Origin of the sequence: Kitasatospora sp. NPDC059722, assembly GCF_042733235.1 — a bacterium.
In the GTDB taxonomy this organism is placed as follows: domain Bacteria; phylum Actinomycetota; class Actinomycetes; order Streptomycetales; family Streptomycetaceae; genus Kitasatospora.
Window position 1 is genome coordinate 81322 of sequence record NZ_JBHWGD010000019.1, and the last position, 17199, is coordinate 98520.

At 73.3% G+C, this 17199-nt stretch carries 13 protein-coding genes; 7 read left to right on the top strand and 6 right to left on the bottom strand.

What is annotated here, in order from left to right; genetic code table 11:
• Positions 1-161: 161 nt before the first annotated feature.
• Complete coding sequence (locus ACFV4F_RS15450) at positions 162-3542, bottom strand: hypothetical protein (RefSeq protein WP_380502778.1); 3381 nt, start codon at positions 3540-3542, stop codon at positions 162-164.
• A 328-nt stretch (positions 3543-3870) separates the two neighbouring features.
• On the opposite strand from ACFV4F_RS15450, the gene ACFV4F_RS15455 reads away from it, so the two are divergent.
• Positions 3871-4743 (top strand): AAA family ATPase, encoded by an 873-nt coding sequence (locus ACFV4F_RS15455; RefSeq protein WP_380446914.1) that lies wholly within the window; start codon positions 3871-3873, stop codon positions 4741-4743.
• Positions 4740-6170: a VWA domain-containing protein gene (locus tag ACFV4F_RS15460; RefSeq protein ID WP_380502781.1), complete on the top strand. Its 1431-nt coding sequence runs from the start codon at positions 4740-4742 to the stop codon at positions 6168-6170. Before ACFV4F_RS15455 ends, ACFV4F_RS15460 begins: the two co-directional genes overlap by 4 nt.
• On the opposite strand, the gene ACFV4F_RS15465 is transcribed toward ACFV4F_RS15460, so the two are convergent.
• The 3 genes from ACFV4F_RS15465 to ACFV4F_RS15475 form a co-directional block, all read right to left on the bottom strand.
• On the bottom strand, positions 6167-7150 hold the full coding sequence (locus ACFV4F_RS15465; RefSeq protein WP_380502784.1) for an alpha/beta fold hydrolase: 984 nt from the start codon (positions 7148-7150) through the stop codon (positions 6167-6169). The two genes, ACFV4F_RS15460 and ACFV4F_RS15465, sit on opposite strands and share 4 nt — an antisense overlap.
• A gap of 133 nt (positions 7151-7283) precedes the next feature.
• Positions 7284-10721 carry a S8 family serine peptidase gene (locus ACFV4F_RS15470; RefSeq protein ID WP_380446907.1) on the bottom strand — a complete coding sequence of 1146 codons (3438 nt, stop codon included), beginning with the start codon at positions 10719-10721 and terminating at the stop codon, positions 7284-7286.
• A gap of 544 nt (positions 10722-11265) precedes the next feature.
• A complete protein-coding gene (locus ACFV4F_RS15475; protein WP_380502786.1) occupies positions 11266-12117 on the bottom strand; it encodes a siderophore-interacting protein in 852 nt (283 codons plus the stop codon).
• A 92-nt stretch (positions 12118-12209) separates the two neighbouring features.
• Between ACFV4F_RS15475 and ACFV4F_RS15480 the strand changes: the two genes are divergently transcribed.
• Complete coding sequence (locus tag ACFV4F_RS15480) at positions 12210-12977, top strand: TetR/AcrR family transcriptional regulator (RefSeq protein ID WP_380502789.1); 768 nt, start codon at positions 12210-12212, stop codon at positions 12975-12977.
• Positions 12978-12991: 14 nt separating this feature from the next.
• Here ACFV4F_RS15480 and ACFV4F_RS15485 read toward each other — a convergent pair whose 3' ends face one another.
• Positions 12992-13189 carry a hypothetical protein gene (locus ACFV4F_RS15485; RefSeq protein ID WP_380446900.1) on the bottom strand — a complete coding sequence of 66 codons (198 nt, stop codon included), beginning with the start codon at positions 13187-13189 and terminating at the stop codon, positions 12992-12994.
• Positions 13190-13358: 169 nt separating this feature from the next.
• Between ACFV4F_RS15485 and ACFV4F_RS15490 the strand changes: the two genes are divergently transcribed.
• From ACFV4F_RS15490 to ACFV4F_RS15500, 3 genes are read left to right on the top strand one after another with little or no spacing between them, the layout of a single operon-like run.
• Positions 13359-14675 (top strand): D-alanyl-D-alanine carboxypeptidase family protein, encoded by a 1317-nt coding sequence (locus ACFV4F_RS15490; protein WP_380502842.1) that lies wholly within the window; start codon positions 13359-13361, stop codon positions 14673-14675.
• 14 nt (positions 14676-14689) lie between these two features.
• On the top strand, positions 14690-15475 hold the full coding sequence (locus ACFV4F_RS15495) for a DUF4239 domain-containing protein (RefSeq protein WP_380502792.1): 786 nt from the start codon (positions 14690-14692) through the stop codon (positions 15473-15475).
• Between the two features lie 43 nt (positions 15476-15518).
• Positions 15519-15932, top strand: a complete 414-nt coding sequence (locus tag ACFV4F_RS15500; protein WP_380502795.1) for a PPOX class F420-dependent oxidoreductase — start codon at positions 15519-15521, stop codon at positions 15930-15932.
• 5 nt (positions 15933-15937) lie between these two features.
• On the opposite strand, the gene ACFV4F_RS15505 is transcribed toward ACFV4F_RS15500, so the two are convergent.
• The gene (locus ACFV4F_RS15505; protein WP_380494949.1) at positions 15938-16735 is read right to left on the bottom strand and encodes an MBL fold metallo-hydrolase; all 798 of its coding nucleotides are present in this window, start codon (positions 16733-16735) and stop codon (positions 15938-15940) included.
• Positions 16736-16795: 60 nt separating this feature from the next.
• Here ACFV4F_RS15505 and ACFV4F_RS15510 point away from each other — a divergent pair, with 60 nt between their 5' ends.
• Positions 16796-17188, top strand: a complete 393-nt coding sequence (locus ACFV4F_RS15510; protein ID WP_380502798.1) for an NTP pyrophosphohydrolase — start codon at positions 16796-16798, stop codon at positions 17186-17188.
• Positions 17189-17199 lie beyond the last annotated feature (11 nt).

Consider the following 17199-nt stretch of genomic DNA (forward strand, 5'->3'; position numbering starts at 1 on the left):
ACCCCCCCTACCCCCGCCGTCTCCATAACCGCGACCCACACCCACCAACCCCCCACAAGACCACCCGTATAAACCCCACCCCCCCCCCCCCCGCGGGGGGGCCCCCCCCCGCCGCGCCCCCCACGAACCTGTCAATTCACGGCTGTTCGAACACACACAGGCTAGTCGTCGTCCGAGAACCAGCCCACGATCGAGGAGACCGCGCTGTGCCCCGCCTTCACCAGGCGCTCGCCGACCCCGGCGGCCACCTTGGCCCCGGCGTAGGCCACCTCGGCGCCCTTCTCGATCGCACTGACCACCCGGCCGCCGATCAGGGAGAGGCCGACGCCCGCCAGTGACTTGACGAACTGGTCGCTGGTGAAGCCATAGCCGATACCGATGTAGAGCGAGCTGGCCACACCGGCCGCCAGCGAGAACACACCCACGGCGGCACCGATCGGAGCCGTCACCGGGAAGAGCATCAGACCCGCCGCGAGGAGCCCGCTGTAGGTGCTGACCTGGCCCAGGAAGTCGCCGTAGTCCCGGAACAACTGCATGTCGTCCTTCGGCGGCTTGCCCGGAGCGGGCTTGTCCTGCGCCGGGACCGTCACCTGGTCGTTGACCGGCTGGTTCACCGGGTCGACGTGGTTGTTGGCGTTGGCCTGGGCCTGCGCCGCTGCGGCCGCGGCCGCGGCGGCCTGCTCCTGCTCGCGCTTCTGGGCGGCGATGCCGTTGGCGTCGCTCGCGGCCTGGGCCGCCGCGCTCGCGTCCTTGCCCGCCGCGCTCGCACTGGCGGCGGCCGAGGCGGCCGAGGCCTTCGCGCTCGCCGCCGAGCTGACCGCGGACTTCGCGGAGGCCGTGGCCTGGGTCGCGGAGTAGTTGGCCTGGCGGTTGGCCGTCTGTGCGGTGGCCGCCGCGCTCTTGGCCTGCTGCGCCGCGGCCGCGGCGGCGGCCGAAGAGGCGTCCGCGGCGGTCGACTTGGCCTTGGCGTCGTCCGCGTAGCCCTTCGCCTGCTGGGCCGACTGCTGAGCCTGGTTCGCCCAGTTCTGGGCGTCCTGCGCCGCGCCTCGGGCCTTCGCCGCGATCTGGTAGGCGAGCTTGGCACTCGCGCTGGCGGCGGCCGCGTCCTTCGCCGCGTTGGCGATCATCGCCAGCACGGACGAGACGTGCGCGTCGGTGTCGGCGTCCTTCTGGGCCGCCTTGTACTGCGTCTTGAGGACGAAGTCGTGCACCATCCAGGACGGTCCGGCGAGGGCGACCGCACCCGCCGCCTTCACGTTCGGTCCGCCGCCGTCCGTGGCGACCACCGCGGCCACCCGGTCGTCCTCGGCGAGCGCCTTGGCGTAGCCGCTGCTCAGGAACGCGGCCATGACCGGCACGCTGCCGTCGCTGAGCGCGGCGCCGCCGTCGCGCTGGAGGGCCTTGCCGCCACCCGAGATGAGGTTGACGATCTGGACCCGCATGTCCGTGGCCTGGGACTGGAGCGCGCCACCGCTGAGGAAGGCCTCGACCGCCTTGGGGTCGCTGCTCTCCAGCGTCTTCTGCGCCGCCGCTGCAAGCGGAGCGGTACCGATCTTCGAGACGGCGACGATCTTCTCCCGATCGTCGAGCCGCAGGCCGCGCTGGTAGTCCGACTTCGCCCAGGTCACCACCGCCTCGTCCGTCCCGGCGAGGGCGGCCTGGGCCGAGGCGCGGGTCCAGGCACCGGTCGACTTCAGCAGGTTGACCGCAGCGGCGCGGCCGGCCTTGGCAGCCGACTTGCTGTCGGCTCCGGAGGCGGCGGCCTGCTTGATCAGGTCCTTGGTCGCGGCGTCCTGGGAGGCGGCCTCGGTCTGCTGCTGGTCGTAGCTGACCTTGGTGGCCTGCTCGTCCTTGTACAGCAGGTCGGCCTGAGTGATGCCGAGCTGCTTGTCGGCCTCCAGCTTCGCCGTCTCGGCGTCGCGGGCGAGCTTCTCGATGTTCTGCGCCTGGGTGACCGCGTCGGCCGCGGTCTGGGCCGCTGCCGCGGCGGCGTCCGCGTGCCGGCCCGCCACGTCCGCCCAGTTCTGGGCCTGACCGGCGGCGTTGGCAGCGTCGTCGGCGGCCTTGGCTGCCTTCTCCGCGTGGTCGGCGGCGGCGTTCGCCCGAACGTTGGCCTCGCTCGCGGCCGCGGCGGCAGCGGTGGCCAGGTTCTCGGCGCGGGTGGCGGCGGCGGAGGCCTCGTTGGCCGCGTTGCGAGCCGTGGTGGCCGCGTTGCGGGCCCTCGCGGCCTGGGTGGTGGCCACGCCAGCCGAGCCGGCCGCCTGGGCGCTTGCCTCGGCGGCAGCGGCGGCGTTGTTCGCCGCACGGGCCGCGGCGGAGCCGGCCTGGCCCGCCCTGGTGCCCGCGTCGGCGGCGTTGAGGGCCGCCGTCGCCGCGTCGCGCGCACCGGCGGCCGCGTCGCGGGCGCCCTGCGCGGCCTCGCGGGCGGCCTTCGCCTGGCTGGCATCGCCCGCGGCACCGGCGGCGGCGTTGTACGCACGGCTCGCGGCCTGGCCGGCCGCGGCAGCGGCGGCCGCGGCCGATCGGGCCGCGGTGGCGGCCGTCTTGGCCGCCGACACCGCGGTGTTGGAGGCGTCGATCGCGGTCTTCGCGGCCTCGCCCGCGGCCTGGGCGGCCTGAGCGGCCTTGTTGGCGGCGGCGCCCGTCTTGTCCGCGTCGTCCTTGGCGGCCGCGGCCTCCACGGCGGCCTTCTGCGCGGCGATCTTCGCCTGCTCGGCCGCCTTGTCGGCCCGGTCGCCCGCCTCCTGGGCGGCGGCGGTCTCGGTCCTGGCCCGCTTGGTGGCATCGTTCGCGGCCTGGGCGAGCTGCTTGACGGACAGCGTCTCCTGGTCCCTGGCCTGGGCCAGGTACTGGCCGTTCTGCAGGAACTCGCGAACGTCGGCGGGGGTCCCGCTGAGCGCCCGGCCGGCCTGCTTGGTGTACTCCGGCCCGGTGTTGACGTCCATGAGCCGCAGGACGGCGACCCGGTCGTCCTCCTCCTGCGCCTTGAAGCGGCCCTTGGTCAGGAAGTCGTCCATGACCTGGGCCGAGCCGTCGCTGAGCGCCTTGGCCCCGGCCGTGCGGACGGCGACGTCGGCCCCGTCGACGATGGTGACGATCGCGGCGCGGCGGTCGTCCATCATCGGGTTCTGCCAGCCGCTGGTGACGAACGCGTGCAGATCGGCGTCCGACCCGCTGAGCGCGTTCGAGGCCGCGTCCCGCACGCCCTTGCCCGAGTTGCTCAGCATCGACATGACGGCGAAGCGCTCGTCCGACGCCTGGGCCTTGGTGAGCGTACTGGTCAGGAAGGTCGTGATGTCGGCATCCGAGCCGCGCAGTGCCTTCTCGGCCTCGTCACGGACGGCGGTGCCACCGCCCGTCCAGGCATCGACGACCCTGGAGCGGTATTCGGTCGGCAGCGGCGCCGGGCTCGCGTCGGCCGGGAGTGCCGAGGCCACCGTCGTCCCCATGACGGTAGCGGCCAGCACCGTCGTCGCGACCGACAGGATCCGGGCGCGTATGCGACGCCCGGGCGGCCCCGCGCGCATTGGCGAGTTACCCATTTTCCCCCTCTTCCCCTGTGTCCCCTGGTCCGTCAGAAACGGCTGTCACCAGGGCCGTTGCCCCGATGCCCGGAGGAAGCCTAGTGCCGAAATTGCCCGAAAGAAGGGGCGGGGAGAGTTCGTCTTGATCGCATGCCAACTGGCTGATTCGCGACGTGATTCGGCCTTGGACGACATAAACACGCAATAGATCAAGCCAACTGATGGCAAAGGAGGGATTCGTCCGCCTCGCCCGGTTCGTACACCTCCCCAGTCGACCCCGCGACAGCGAAGTGACCGGCCGGTAGGGTGCTGGCGGACGGTCGGCGCGAGTGGAGGCGGAGCGGGAATGAACAGCGACGGGACGGGGTTCTTCACGTCGGTGGCGGACGCCGCAGCGCAGTTGGCCGGTGTCGGGTACCTCGCGTCCACGGCGGTGGCGACGACGGTGTTCCTCGCCGACCGGCTCGGCAAGCCGCTGCTCGTCGAGGGGCCGGCCGGGGTGGGGAAGACGGAACTGGCGAAGGCGGTGGCCGAAATCGGTCGTGCCCGACTGGTTCGGCTGCAGTGTTATGAAGGCATCGACGAGTCCCGCGCCCTCTACGAGTGGAACCACGCCAAGCAGCTGCTGCGGATCACCGCCGGACGCGACGAGGGCTGGGACGAGGCGCGCACCGACATCTTCGGCGAGGAGTTCCTGCTCACCCGGCCCCTGCTGACGGCGATCCGCGGTGCCGAGCCGACGGTGCTGCTGGTCGACGAGATGGACAAGGCCGACGTCGAGGTCGAGGCGCTGCTGCTGGAGGTGCTCAGCGACTTCCAGGTGACGGTGCCCGAGCTCGGCACCATCACGGCGACCCGCCGGCCCTTCGTGCTGCTCACCTCAAACGCCACCCGCGAGCTGTCGGAGGCACTGCGGCGGCGCTGCCTCTTCCTCCACCTCGACTACCCGGACGCCGAGTTGGAGCGCCGGATCGTCCGCGCCAAGGTGCCGGGCCTGGACGAGACGCTCGCCGCGTCGCTCGTGCGGGTGGTCGGCGCGCTGCGCGCGATGGAGCTGCGCAAGGCACCGTCCGTCGCGGAGACGATCGACTGGGCGCGCACGCTGCTCGCCCTCGGTGCGGACACGCTGGACGAGGCGGTGGTCCGGGACACCCTCGGGGTGATCCTCAAGCACCAGGACGACGTGCGGAAGGCCGCCGAGAAGCTCACCGCCGTATGAGCGCCCAGCACCCCCCGGGTCCGCAGGACACCGCCGCCCGCCTCACCGGCCTGGTCCGCGCCCTGCGCGGGCACGGCCTGCGGATCGGCCCGGCCGAGACGGTGGACGCGGCGGCCGTGCTCGACGTCCTGGGCTTCGCCGACCGCGAGCAGATGCGGGCCGGACTGGCCGCCGCACTGCTGCGCTCGGACGGCCAACGGGCCGTCTTCGACGCCACGTTCGACCTGTTCTTCCCACTCGGCGTCGGCACCCCGGAGGCCGCGCGCCACGTCGAACCGCAGGACGACGCACCGCGTTTCGGCCGCCCCGACCCCGTCCGGGACGAGCTGCGCGAGCGCATCGCCGCCGCGCTCGCGGCCGACGACCGGGCCGCCCTCGCCGCGCTCGCGGGCGAGGCCGTCGAGGCCTTCGGCCGCTACGGCACCGGCTCGACCCCCGGCTCGGACGGCTGGTCGGCCCACCAGGCGCTCGGCCGGCTCGCCCCCGAGACGCTGCTCGCCCGCGTCCTCGCCGCCCTGCGCGAGCCGAACGGCGCCCCGTCCCACGACGTCTCCGACCTCGTCCTCGCCGACGAGATCCGCCGCCGCATCCGGGACTTCCGCGCCCTCGCCGCCGGTGAGGCCCGCCGCCGCGTCGCCGAGCTGCGCGGCGCCGAGCGGATCGCCGAACGGGCCGTCGCCCCGACCGCCGACCGGATCGACTTCCTCGCCGCCGGCCGCGACCAGCTCGCCGAACTCCGGCGCACCGTCCACCCGTTGGCCCGCAAGCTGGCCACCCGGCTGGCCGCCCGGCGCCGCCGCGCCGCGCGCGGGCAGATCGACCTGCGCCGCACCCTGCGCCGCTCGCTGTCCACCGGCGGGGTGCCGCTGCGCCCGGCGTACCGGCTGCGCCGACCGGCCCGGCCGGAGCTGGTGCTGCTGTGCGACGTGTCCGGCTCGGTGGCCGGCTTCGCCGACTTCACCATGCTGCTGGTGCAGGCGATGAGCGAGCAGTTCAGCAAGGTCCGGGTGTTCGCGTTCGTGAACCGCACCGCCGAGGTGACCGACCTGCTCGCGCGCGGCGGCACCGACCCGGCCCGGCTGGCCGCGCGGATCCTCACCGACGCCCGGGTCATGGGCCACCACGGCAGCAGCGACTACGGCTCCGCGCTGGGCGGGTTCGCCGACCGGCACCTGGACGCGGTCGGCCCGCGCACCTGCGTGCTGGTCCTCGGCGACGCCCGCACCAACCACCGCGACCCGAACCTGGACGCGCTGCGCCGGATCGCCGGCCGGGCGCGGCGGGTCATCTGGCTCAACCCCGAACAGCCCGCGCTCTGGCCGACCGGCGACTCCGCCGCGCTCGCCTACGCGGGCGTCGTGGAGATGCACTCCTGCCGCAACGCCCGCCGGCTGGGCGAACTGATCGCCCGGCTGCTTCCCGTCTAACCCTCCGAAGCTCCGTTCTCCACGTGCGCGAGGAAGTCCAGCAGCGCCGCCGTGACCTCCGCCGGCCGCTCCTGCTGCGTCCAGTGGCCGGTGTCCGGCAGGCGGACGTGCTTGTGGAGGCGGGGCGTGAAGGTGGTCAGCAGGAGCTCCAGGACGTCCCGGGGGACCATCGCGTTGACGAGGTCCCGCTCGCCGACCACGAACAGCGCGGGCGCCTGGACCGGGCGGCCGGCGAACGCCGCCATCAGCTCGTTGTTCCGGTCGATGTTGCGGTACCAGTTGAGGCCGCCGGTGAACGCCCGCTCCCCGTGGGTCGCGTAGTCGGCCACGTAGGCCTCGATGTCCGCCTCGGTGATCCAGGCCGGCAGCCGCTCCGGCTCCGGGACGGTGTCCAGCAGCTTCTGCCCTTCGGGGACGACCCACACGGCCGGCTCGGCGCCGGGCCCGGAGCCGGCGTAGACGCGGCGGAAGGTGGACGCCGGGTCGGCCGCGAGCTCGGCGTCGGCGCGGCCGGGCTCCTGGAAGTAGTTCTGGTAGAAGCCGTCGCCGAACTGCGCGCGCGACTCCGCGAGCGGGCGCGGTCCGCTCGGCAGCGGCGGCACGCTGAGCCCGGCGACACCGCGCACGAGGTCGGGCCGCAGCGCCGCCGTGGCCCACGCCACCGGCGCGCCCCAGTCGTGGCCGACCACCACGGCCTGCTCGGCGCCGAGCGCGCCGATCAGCGCCGTCGCGTCGCCGACGAGGTGCAGCAGGGTGTACGCGTCGATGCGCTCGGGCTGCTCACTGCGCGCGTAGCCGCGCTGGTCGGGGGCGACCACCCGGTAGCCGGCGGCGGCGAGCGGCGCGAACTGGTGCCGCCAGGAGTACCAGCTCTCCGGGAACCCGTGCAGCAGCAGCACCAGCGGGCCCTCGCCCTGCTCGGTGATGTGCAGCCGCACACCGTTCACCTCGACGTGGCTGTGCTTGATCGCGTCGCTCAACTCCCGCTCCCCTGTTCGACATCGGAATCCGTTGCGGCCATTCGTTCGGACCCTGCCCAGCGGTACCGGCCGGAAACGCGGCCGAGGCCGCCCCGGGAATCCGGGACGGCCTCGGCACGTGGTGCGCGGTGGGTCAGTTCACCGTGTAGCTGTACGGCAGGGCCGCCAGCACCGCACCGGTGGTGCTCACGCTGTTGTTGGCGGTGGCCACACCGGTCGGGCCGGACACCAGGTACAGGACACCGTGGACGGTGCTGCCCTTCGCGCCGGTCGGGGTGATGGTCACCTGCAGCGAGCCGGTGGCGCCGGGGGCGACGGTCACCGGGGTGGCGGCCGGGGCCGTGGCGTTGACCGACGCGGCGTAGATGTCACCGGTGCTGGAGGTCAGCGCCGGGTCGAACGCCAGGGTGTGGGCGGTCGCGGTGATGGTGGCCGAACCGGCCGGGGCGCCCGCGTTGGAGAACGGGCCGATCTGCTGGAGGAAGGTGCCCCACAGGCCGGGAACGACCGGCTGGGAGGCGGTCCCGTTGGACGTCACGACCGAGATGGTCGAGCCGTTCTGGGCCTTCTTCAGGTCGCCGAACAGGTCCGGCGAGGCGGTGGTGGCGCTGAGCTCCAGCTGGGCCGGGGTCGTGGACGCGGCCACGCCCTTCAGCTGGTCGGTGCCCGGCGGAACCAGGAACGACGGGACCGAGGAGGTCAGCGACAGCGGCAGGGTGACGGCGGACGAGGCGCCCTGCGGCACCAGGTTCACGTCGGTGCGGCGGTCGAGACGACCGTCGGCCGCGATCTGCTGGGTCGCCACCGTGTTGTTGGTGTAGTTGACCTGGAAGGTCACCGGCTTGTTGGCGGCGAGCTTGGTCTTCGCGTCGGTCGGCAGGCCCGCGGCGGTGGCCACGTTCTTGTTGAAGCCGATGGTGCCCGCGAAGTCCTGGCCGAGCTGCTGACCGCTGACCGAGCCGATCACGTTGAACACGAAGCGCCAGCGGCCCTCGGCCGGGTTGACCGCGGTGGCCGAGACGCCCGCGCCGGTGCCGGTCAGGTTGCCCTGGGCGTCGAGGAGGGCGTTGCCCTCGATGTCGACCGGGGTGCCGTTCGGGCTGATGAGCGCGCCCTGCATGAGGAGCTTGGAGTCCTTGACGGTGACGCCGACCCGAAGGTCCTTCTGACCCTTCGGGACGTCGAACGCGTAGGAGAAGCTCTGCGTGGGCGAGCCGCTGCGGCCGTTGCCGCCGGTGATGGTGCCGGAGAAGGCGCCGTCGCCGTTGGTGACCGGCACGAGGCTGCGCAGGATGACCGGGACGCTGGTGGTCTGGCCGTTGGAGCTGGAGACGGTGACCGCCTCGCTGGAGTCGCCGCTGGTGGCCGGGGTGGTGACCTGGACCTTGAGGGTCTTGGTGTCACCCGGCTCGATGTCGACGACGTTCGGGCCCACGGTACCGGCCGGCTCCGCGCGCTGGAAGGTGGCGCCGAGCTGGACCGGGCCGGTGTAGCCGCCCTTGCCCTGCGGGGTGTAGAGGACCGCGGTCCAGTCGCCGGCGACCGGGTGCGGGACGTCCACCAGGCCGAAGTTGGCCGGGGTGGCACCGCCCTGCGGGCGGGTGTTGGTCTCGAAGCGGCCGCTCGGGTCGAGCAGCGTCATGCGGACGACCGGACCGTTGACGGTCGGGTTGGCCGCACCCTGCCAGGCGATCGACGCCGCGAGGCGGTCGGCGCCGGCCGGAACGGTGATCTTGACCTGCTGCTTCACCCAGGTGGCGCCGTTGGTGGCGTACTTGAAGGTGTCGGTGGAGGCCGAGTCCATCTTGACGGTCTGCTGGCTGTTGCCCATCAGCGCGAAGCTGCGGGTGGCGGCGCTGACCGTCTGGGTGGTGTCACTGGTGTTGGTGACGCTCACGTCGGCGGTGTGGGTCGAGCCCGGGGCGCCGGCGATGTCGAGCTGACCGGTGTTCACGACGACCTGGCTGCTGCCGGGCGTGCCGTCACCGTCGTCGTAGCCGCGGGCGGCCTCGACGGCGCCGCGGACGTTCAGCAGACCCGCGCCCTGCTCCTCGGCCGGGACGCCGAGGTCGGTGGCGGTGCCGGTGATGAACTTCTTCACCAGGGCCGGGGACGGCGAGTCGCCGCCGTGGGTGTCGCGGTAGGCCTGGATGACCAGGGCCGCGGCGCCGGTCACGAACGGCGCGGCCTGCGAGGTGCCACCGAAGGACTGGATGCCCGCGGCCTTGCCGCCGAAGCCGCCGCAGTCGGTGAACTTGGTGACGTCGGTCGAGCACAGGGCCCAGTCCGACTCACCCGGGGCGACCAGGTCGACCGAACGGCCGGCCTGGGTGAAGCCGCCCGAGGACAGCGCGGAGATGCGGTTGTTGCTCCAGGTCTTGTTGGAGAACCCGGCACCCGCGTAACCGGTCTGCTGGTAGTTCTGGTTGTCCGTCGAGGCGCCGACCGCGATGACGTTCGGGTCGGTGGCCGGGGAGCCGACGGTGCCGCTCAGGCCGGCGTCGCCGGAGGAGACGGAGACCGTGACACCGGCCTTGACGGCCTCGTCGTTGAAGAGCGAGATGGTGTCGTGGGCGCTGGAGTCCGGCGTCGGGTTGCCGCCGAAGGACTCGTTCAGCACGTCGACGTGCTGGACCCGCACCGCGTAGTCGATCGCCTGCAGGATCGACGAGTTGGACATCATCTCGCCACCCGCCTTGAGGGCGACGAGGTCCGCGTCCGGGGCGATGCCCTTGACGCGGATGGTGCAGCCGGCCGGCAGCGGGTGCGCCGTCTGGTTCACGAAGTTCGCGACGTCGTAGACCTGGCGGCCCTGGGCGATGACCGCCGAGGCGTCGCCGAAGGCTTCCGCGCCACCGGTCGGGGAGTCCCAGCCGGAGCCCGAGAAGTCCTGGTAGTCGACGACGGCGTGCGAGCCGTCGGCCCGGACGAAGTCCGGGTTGTTGGGGTCGAGGCCGTCCGCGATGTAGGCGACCTTGACGCCCTTGCCGGTGGCCAGGTCGGCCGCGCCGGCCTTGCCGTTGCCGGTGGCCACGCGGGTCGAGTAGAGGCCCTCGGGCTCCAGCAGCGGCTTGCTCGGGTCGGAGGGGCAGACCGTGTTGGTCGCGTTCTCCTCGGGAGCCTGGGCGCCGTTGCTGCCCGTAACGGCGTTCGGGGTCGCGGCGGCCGTCGACGCCTTCGCGCTCTCGGCGGCCTGGGCGGCCTTCGCCTTGGCGGCGACGGCCGGGGTGACGGCGACCGGGGCGTCGGCCACCACGGTGGCGACGGCCGGGTCGGCCTGGAGCTGCGCCTTCAGGGCCGGGCTGACCGTGGCCGAGAAGGCGTTGCCGAGCACGAAGCTCTTGACGTTGGTGCCGCCGTTGGCCTTGACCTTGTTCAGCAGCGGAGCCTGGGCGTGCTCGGTCTTCTGCTGGCGTGCGCCCACGTGGCCGTTGTCGGCCGGGGCGTCCGCTATCTGGTCCTTGAGGATCACGATCACCGGCACCGGGGCCCCGTCCGCCGACGCCTGGGGGGCGCTGGTGGTGTCGGGGATCGGAGCGCCGAACGCCGTGGTCCCGAAACCGAGGACCATGGACGCGGCAGTGACCGTGACGGCGGCTGCTAGCTGGGATTTCCGCCAGCCGATCAATGGACATCCTTTCGTCTGATGAGACGTCAGGTTGCACGGTCCAGCCTACGCGGATCCTGGTCGGCCGCGTGGTTGCTCCGGACCGCGCGTCCCGACAGCGGACGCATTCCAGCGCATCCGGCACGACCACGACAAGGGGGGATTTCCCCATCGAAAAGTAAAAATGACCATCGGTAAGTAAAATGCAGGACGGAAATCCGGCCATCGCAGACCTTTACCCTGCTCTCACCTGCGAAGCAGTGCCTGATCATCCCCGTTCACCCCACTGGCGAACATCGGACACTGGCGAACAACCGCCACCCGGTACCGGGCGAAAACGGACCGCGCCCCGGGTGCGCTACTGACCGGTTGTCTCTCTTCCCTGTCAGCACCGGGCCAAACAGGGGCCGTTCCGGCCAGGGATACGGATGGGCACCCGCGCCGGGTTCGGGGAGGTCCGGGCGTTCGTCGGCGAACGCCCGGACAAACGAACCCCGACCGGATGCAATCAGGACATCGTGAGTTTTTCCTGAGCGTCGGCCAGGTCCTCGGCCGTCGGCGCGTCGTCCTGGGTGAGCCGGTAGCGCCAATAACCCGAGAAATCGACAAATATCTTTGGCACCCCGCGCTCCCCCACCAGGTACCGGCGCAGCGCCCGGACGGCGTCCGCCTCGCCGGCCAGCCACGCGAACGGGGTGCCCGCCGGCAGCTCGGCGGCCCGGACCGCCTCGGTCAGCACGACGCCCGGACGGGCGCCGCCGCGGTACAGCCAGCGGACGGTCAGATCGGCCGGTCCGTCCAGCGGCTGTCGCTCCGACTCGTCCGCGACCTCGACGAACGCGAGCGCCCGGACGCCGGCCGGCAGCGCCCCGGCTAGCGTGGCGATCGCCGGCAGTGCGGACTCGTCGCCGGCGAGGAGGATCCAGTCGGCGGTGGCGGCGGCCTCCGCGAGCGGGACCTGCCGGGCGTACAGCTCGGACGGGCCGACCATGCCGAGCCGGTCGCCGGGTTCGGCGCGCAGCGCCCACGCGGACGCGGGCCCGGTGTCGCCGTGCAGGACGAAGTCGATCTCGATCCGCCGGGTGCCGGGGACGCGGCGGCGGACGGTGAAGCTGCGCATCAGCGGGCGCTCGGCCTCGGGAATGGCCAGGTAGGCCTGGTACCAGCCCATGGGGTCGTCGCCCTGGGCGGGAAGGACCGGCTCGGCCTGGCCGGGGCGGGGGAAGCAGAGCTTCACCTGCTGGTCGGGCGCGCCGCCGACGGTGTCGTCGAGGGCGGCGGCCTCGAACGTGACCCGGGCGGCGCGCGGCGTGATCCGGCGGACGGCGGCGACCTCGACGAAGGTGACGGGCAGGGTCAACGCGGAACTCCTTCCAATCTCGCGGATTGGTAACCTTACGACATAAAGAGTTGCCGTGATGCGGTTACTTTACACCATAAGGAGTTCCTGGAATGGTCGTGTACGCCGGGCAGGGCGACGCCCGCCGCTCCCTGTCCCTGCTGTGGCGCGCCCCCGGCGCCGAACCCGCCCCGCGCACCGGGCGCAGCGGCCCCAAGCCCGGTCTGAGCGTGGACGCGATCGTGTCGGCGGGAATGGCCGTGGCCGATTCCGAGGGCATGGCCGCACTCTCGATGCGGGCCGTCGGCGAACGGCTCGGCCGCACCGCGATGGCGCTCTACACGTACGTCCCGGGAAAGGCCGAACTGCTGGACCTGATGCATGACCGGGCGCTCGCCGAAATGCCGGCGGAATCCGACGGCTCCGGGGGCTGGCGGGCCGCCGTCACCGCCTGGGCCGAGGCGCTGCACGCCTGCTATGTGCGCCACCCCTGGATGCTCCAGGTCTCGCAGGCCCGCCCGGTCCTGGGCCCGGCCGAACTCGCCGCCATGGAGGCCCTGTTGCGCGCCCTGCGGCCGGCCGGACTGCCGGCCCGGCGGCTGCGCGGGGCCGTCGGCGCGCTGTGGCAGTTCGTCCGCGGGATGGCCGGCGTGGCCGCCGAGGCCCGCGACGCGGCGACCGCGACCGGCGTGGCCGACGCGGACTGGTGGACCGCCCGCTCGGCCCAACTCGCCGAACTCGCGCCCGACTTCGCGGAGCGCTTCCCGCTCCTGACCGCCCTGGAGAGCGGCGGCGACCCGGATCCGCAGGCGCGCGACCGCGAGGGCTTCCGCAGCGGCCTCGCCGTGCTCCTCGACGGGATCGCGGCGCCGTCCGCCTGACCGTCCTCCCCCGCTCAGTCCCGCCGGGCCGCCGGGATCGCCAGCAGCACGCCCAGCGCCAGCAGCACCGCGTACCCGACCGTCTCGTGCCCGGCCGGGACGAGGAAGCGCACGAAGCCGAACAGCCGGAAGCCCCCGAGGTGGTCGGAGAGCAGGCCGGTCGCACCGCCGAGGATCAGGACGAAACCGAGGTAGCCGAGCAGGGTCTTCATACCGGAAGCCTAGGAACACGGCTCCTCCCGGTAATCCGACTTTCGGCGCGACCTCGACCGACCAAAGTGGCGGCGAACCGGGCGGGGACGGCGCGTAGCCCGGGCACCGGACGGAGCAGCAGGCACGGCGGCCCGGCGGCGGCGCGGGTACGTTCGCGGTGTGCAGCAGATGTCACCGCATGCGGGCAGGCTGGCCGCGGCCTCCGCCGTGTCCGTCCTCGTGCTCGTCGCGACCGCCCCGGCGGCGGCCGGACAGGACTCCACCTCCGTCGTCGGCGGCGAGCGGCTCGGCCGCCCCGCCGTCCAGGTCGCCCCGCTCGCCGGCGCCCCCGCGCTCCCCACCGCGCTCAGCGGGCGCTCCTGGGTGGTCGCCGACGCCGGCACGGGCGAGGTGCTCGCCGCCCAGAACGCCCACCTGCCGCTGCCCCCGGCCAGCACGCTGAAGATGCTGTTCGCGGACACCGTCATGACGAAGTTCGACCGCGCCGACGTCCACCAGGTGACCCAGGCCGAGCTGGCCAACCTCGGCGCCGGGAGCAGCCTCGTCGGCGTCAAGGAGAACCTGCCCTACCGCGTCGAGGACCTCTGGCGGGGCGTCTTCCTCAGCTCCGGCAACGACGCCGTCCACGTGCTCGCCCACATGAACGGCGGCATCGCGCAGACCGTCGCCGAGATGCAGGCCCGCGCCAACACCCTCCAGGCCCGCGACACCAAGGTCGTCTCGCCCGACGGCTACGACATGGACGGACAGGTCTCCTCCGCCTACGACCTCACCCTGTTCGCGCGCGCCGGGCTGCGCATCGCCGACTTCCGCTCCTACTGCTCGACCCGCACCGCCCACTTCCCCGGCGGGCTGGACAAGCTCACCGGGCAGCGCACCAGCTTCGACATCGCCAACACCGACCGGCTGCTGGGCAAGTACCCGGGCCTGATCGGCGTCAAGAACGGCTACACCACCAACGCGGGCGCCACCTTCACCGGCGCCGCCGAGCGCGGCGGCCGGACCCTCCTCGTGACGGTCATGCACCCCGAGGCCCAGGGCAAGGTGTACGACGAGGCGGCCAGCCTGCTCGACTGGGGCTTCGCGGCCGCCGGCAAGGTGCAGCCCGTCGGCCGGCTCGTCGACGACACCGCGCCGGTGACCGCACCGGGCGCCCCGGGCGCACCCGGCACCCCGGCGGGCACCGCCCCCGCCGCCGGGGCCGAGCCGCAGGCCGCCCAGGACGAGGGGCACGGCCTCGGCCCCGCCGCGTGGACGGCCGCCGCCCTCGCCGCGGCCCTCGTCCTGTGGGCGGCGGGCCGCACAGCCGCACGCCGCCGCGGCGCGGTCGCCACGGCCACACCGGCGGGCCCGCCCACCCCGAGCACCCACGACTCCCCCGCCGTCGGCGGTTGCACCGGCACCCGGGGCTCCACCGGCACCGGCCGCCGCCGTCTGGCCCGCCGCGCCCGCGCCCTCGTCCACAGCGCCCGCCCCCGCCGCTGAGCCCGGGGGGCTCCATGGAACTGTGGCTGCTCAACAGCTTCTCGACCGTCACGCTGACCCTCCTGGTGGTCGGCGGCTCCGTCCTGCTGGCCATCGCCGCCAGCACGCTCGCCACCCGCCGGTTCCCCCGGCTCGTGGAGGGCGAGAACAACGACATGGTCGGCGTCGTGCTCTCCCTGTTCGGCGCGATCTACGGGATCATCCTGGCCTTCGTCATCGTCAATCTGTGGACCCAGTTCCAGGACACCCAGAAGGTGGTCGCCACCGAGGCCACGTCGATCTCCCAGATCGTCCGTGACGCCCGCGCCTTCCCGCCGGACGCCCAGGCCACCGTCAACGGCGCCGTCCGGGACTACGTGCACGCCGTCGTCGAGCAGCAGTGGCCGCTCATGAACGCCGGGCACGGCGACTTCGCGGCGACGTCCGCCAAGGTGGACGACTTGTACACGGCGCTGCGCGCCTACGAGCCGCAGACCCAGTCCCAGCAGGCCTTCTACGCCGAGGCCCTGGACAGCCTGAACGACGCGGTCGGCCAGCGCCGCGCCCGGATCTTCGCCAGCCGCGACGAACTGCCGGCGCTGCTCCAGGTCCTGATCCTCGGCGGCGCGGTGGTCATCATGCTGCTGACGTTGCTGTACGGCATCCGCAGCCGGCGGACCAGGCTGCTGTTCGTCGGCTCGGTCGCCGCGCTGATCGGCTTCAGCCTGCTGCTCGTCCCGGTGCTGGACCGGCCGTTCGCCGGGGGCGTGAGCGTGTCGCCCGAACCGTTCAAGCAGAGCGCCCTGGCCGAGTTCTGGTGACGTCGGCGCAGGTGGGCGCCCCGCTCGTCCTAGACTTCCGGCCATGACCACCCCTGACCCCGCCTCGCGGGAACGGCTCGCCCGGATCGTCGAGCTGTCCTCCGGCAGCTACCTGCTCGTCACCACCTACAAGAAGGACGGCACCACCGTGCCGACCCCGGTCTGGGTGGTCCGCGACGGCGACGCGCTCGGCGTCTGGACCGTCGCGGACTCCTGGAAGGTCAAGCGGATCCGCAACCGCGCGGACGTCCTCGTCGGCCCCTGCGACGTCAAGGGCCGCCCCACCGGTGACCAGCACCCCGCCACCGCCGAACTCCTCGGCCCCGAGCGGACCGCCGCCTACCGCACGCTGCTGCGCCAGAAGTACGGCCTGCTGGGCGTGCTCACCCTGCTCGGCAGCCGCATCCGGCGCGGCGAGCGCGGCACGGTCGGGATCCGGATCACCCTGAACGACTGAGCCGCCTACGGGTGCGGGTCCGCGAGGACGCTGGGCAGGCCGACGAAGTCGGACTCCGGGCCGAACCGCTGCTCCAGCGCGTCCGCCAGGCCGTTCAGCGCGGCGGCGCCGTCGCCGTGGAAGGACGAGCCGTGCATCACGGCGAGCGTGCGCGGCCGGAGTTCGGCGAGGGCGCGCAGCGTCGTCGCGGCGGCGGTCAGGCAGGACGTCTGGCGGAACAGCCGCTCGGATTCGAGGGCCGCCTCGACGAGGTCCCCGTCGGTGACGGGCGGGCCGTCGCCGAGGTGGGTGAAGAGGTCCCCGCAGAAGAGGGTGCGGGTCTGCTCCTCGAAGAGGACGCGGGCCTCCCAGCCGTGCGGCACGTGCGGGGTGTTGAGGTTGCGCACCCGCCGCCGCACCCGCCGGCCGCCGAGGTCGAGCACGTCGCCGAGGTCCAGCGGCTCGCCGTCGTCCATCGGCACCGGCGGGCGGTCGGCGAGGTCGTTCAGCGACACCAGGCAGCCCAGCGTGTTGTGCGCGACCCGCGCGTTCGGCGCGGCGGCCAGGAACTCGTTCATCGACCCGCACTCGTCGGCCTCGACGTGTCCGAACGTCACCCAGCGCAGCCGTTCCAGCGGCACGACGCGGCCGATCGCCTCCGACACGGCCGGGAACAGCGCCCGCATGCCGGTGTGGAAGAGCAGCGGCTCCTCGGCGTCGACCAGGAACTGGTTGAACGTGAAGCCGGCGGGCGGCGCGATCTCCGGGACGTACGTCGAGACGCGGTAGATGCGGTCGCCGATCTCGTCGATGCGGGTGTGCATGGGCCACTTCCCTCGTGGGTGCGACCGGCGGGCGGGCCCGGCGTGGCAGGCTTTCCGGTCATGGGTGACAACGCGGTGCCGCTGCTGGTCGTGGACGGTGCGAACGTCGTCGGGTCGGTGCCCGACGGGTGGTGGCGGGACCGGCGCGGGGCGGCCGAGCGGCTGCGCGACGCGCTGGTCCCCGTCGCCGGGCGGGGGCTGCCCGGGCGGGCCGGGCCACTGGACGTGGTGCTGGTGGTCGAGGGCGCGGCGCGCGGCGTGGCGGAGGTGCCCGGGGTCCGGGTGGTCGCCGCCGCGGGGAGCGGCGACGACCTGATCGTCGAGGTGGTCCGGGCTGCCAGGGCCGAGCGGCCGGACCGGGACTGCCTGGTCGTCACCGCCGACCGCGAGCTGCGGGCCCGGGTCGGTGCGCTCGGCGCCGACGTCACCGGGCCGCGGTCCGTCCGGCCCTGAGGACGGTCGGC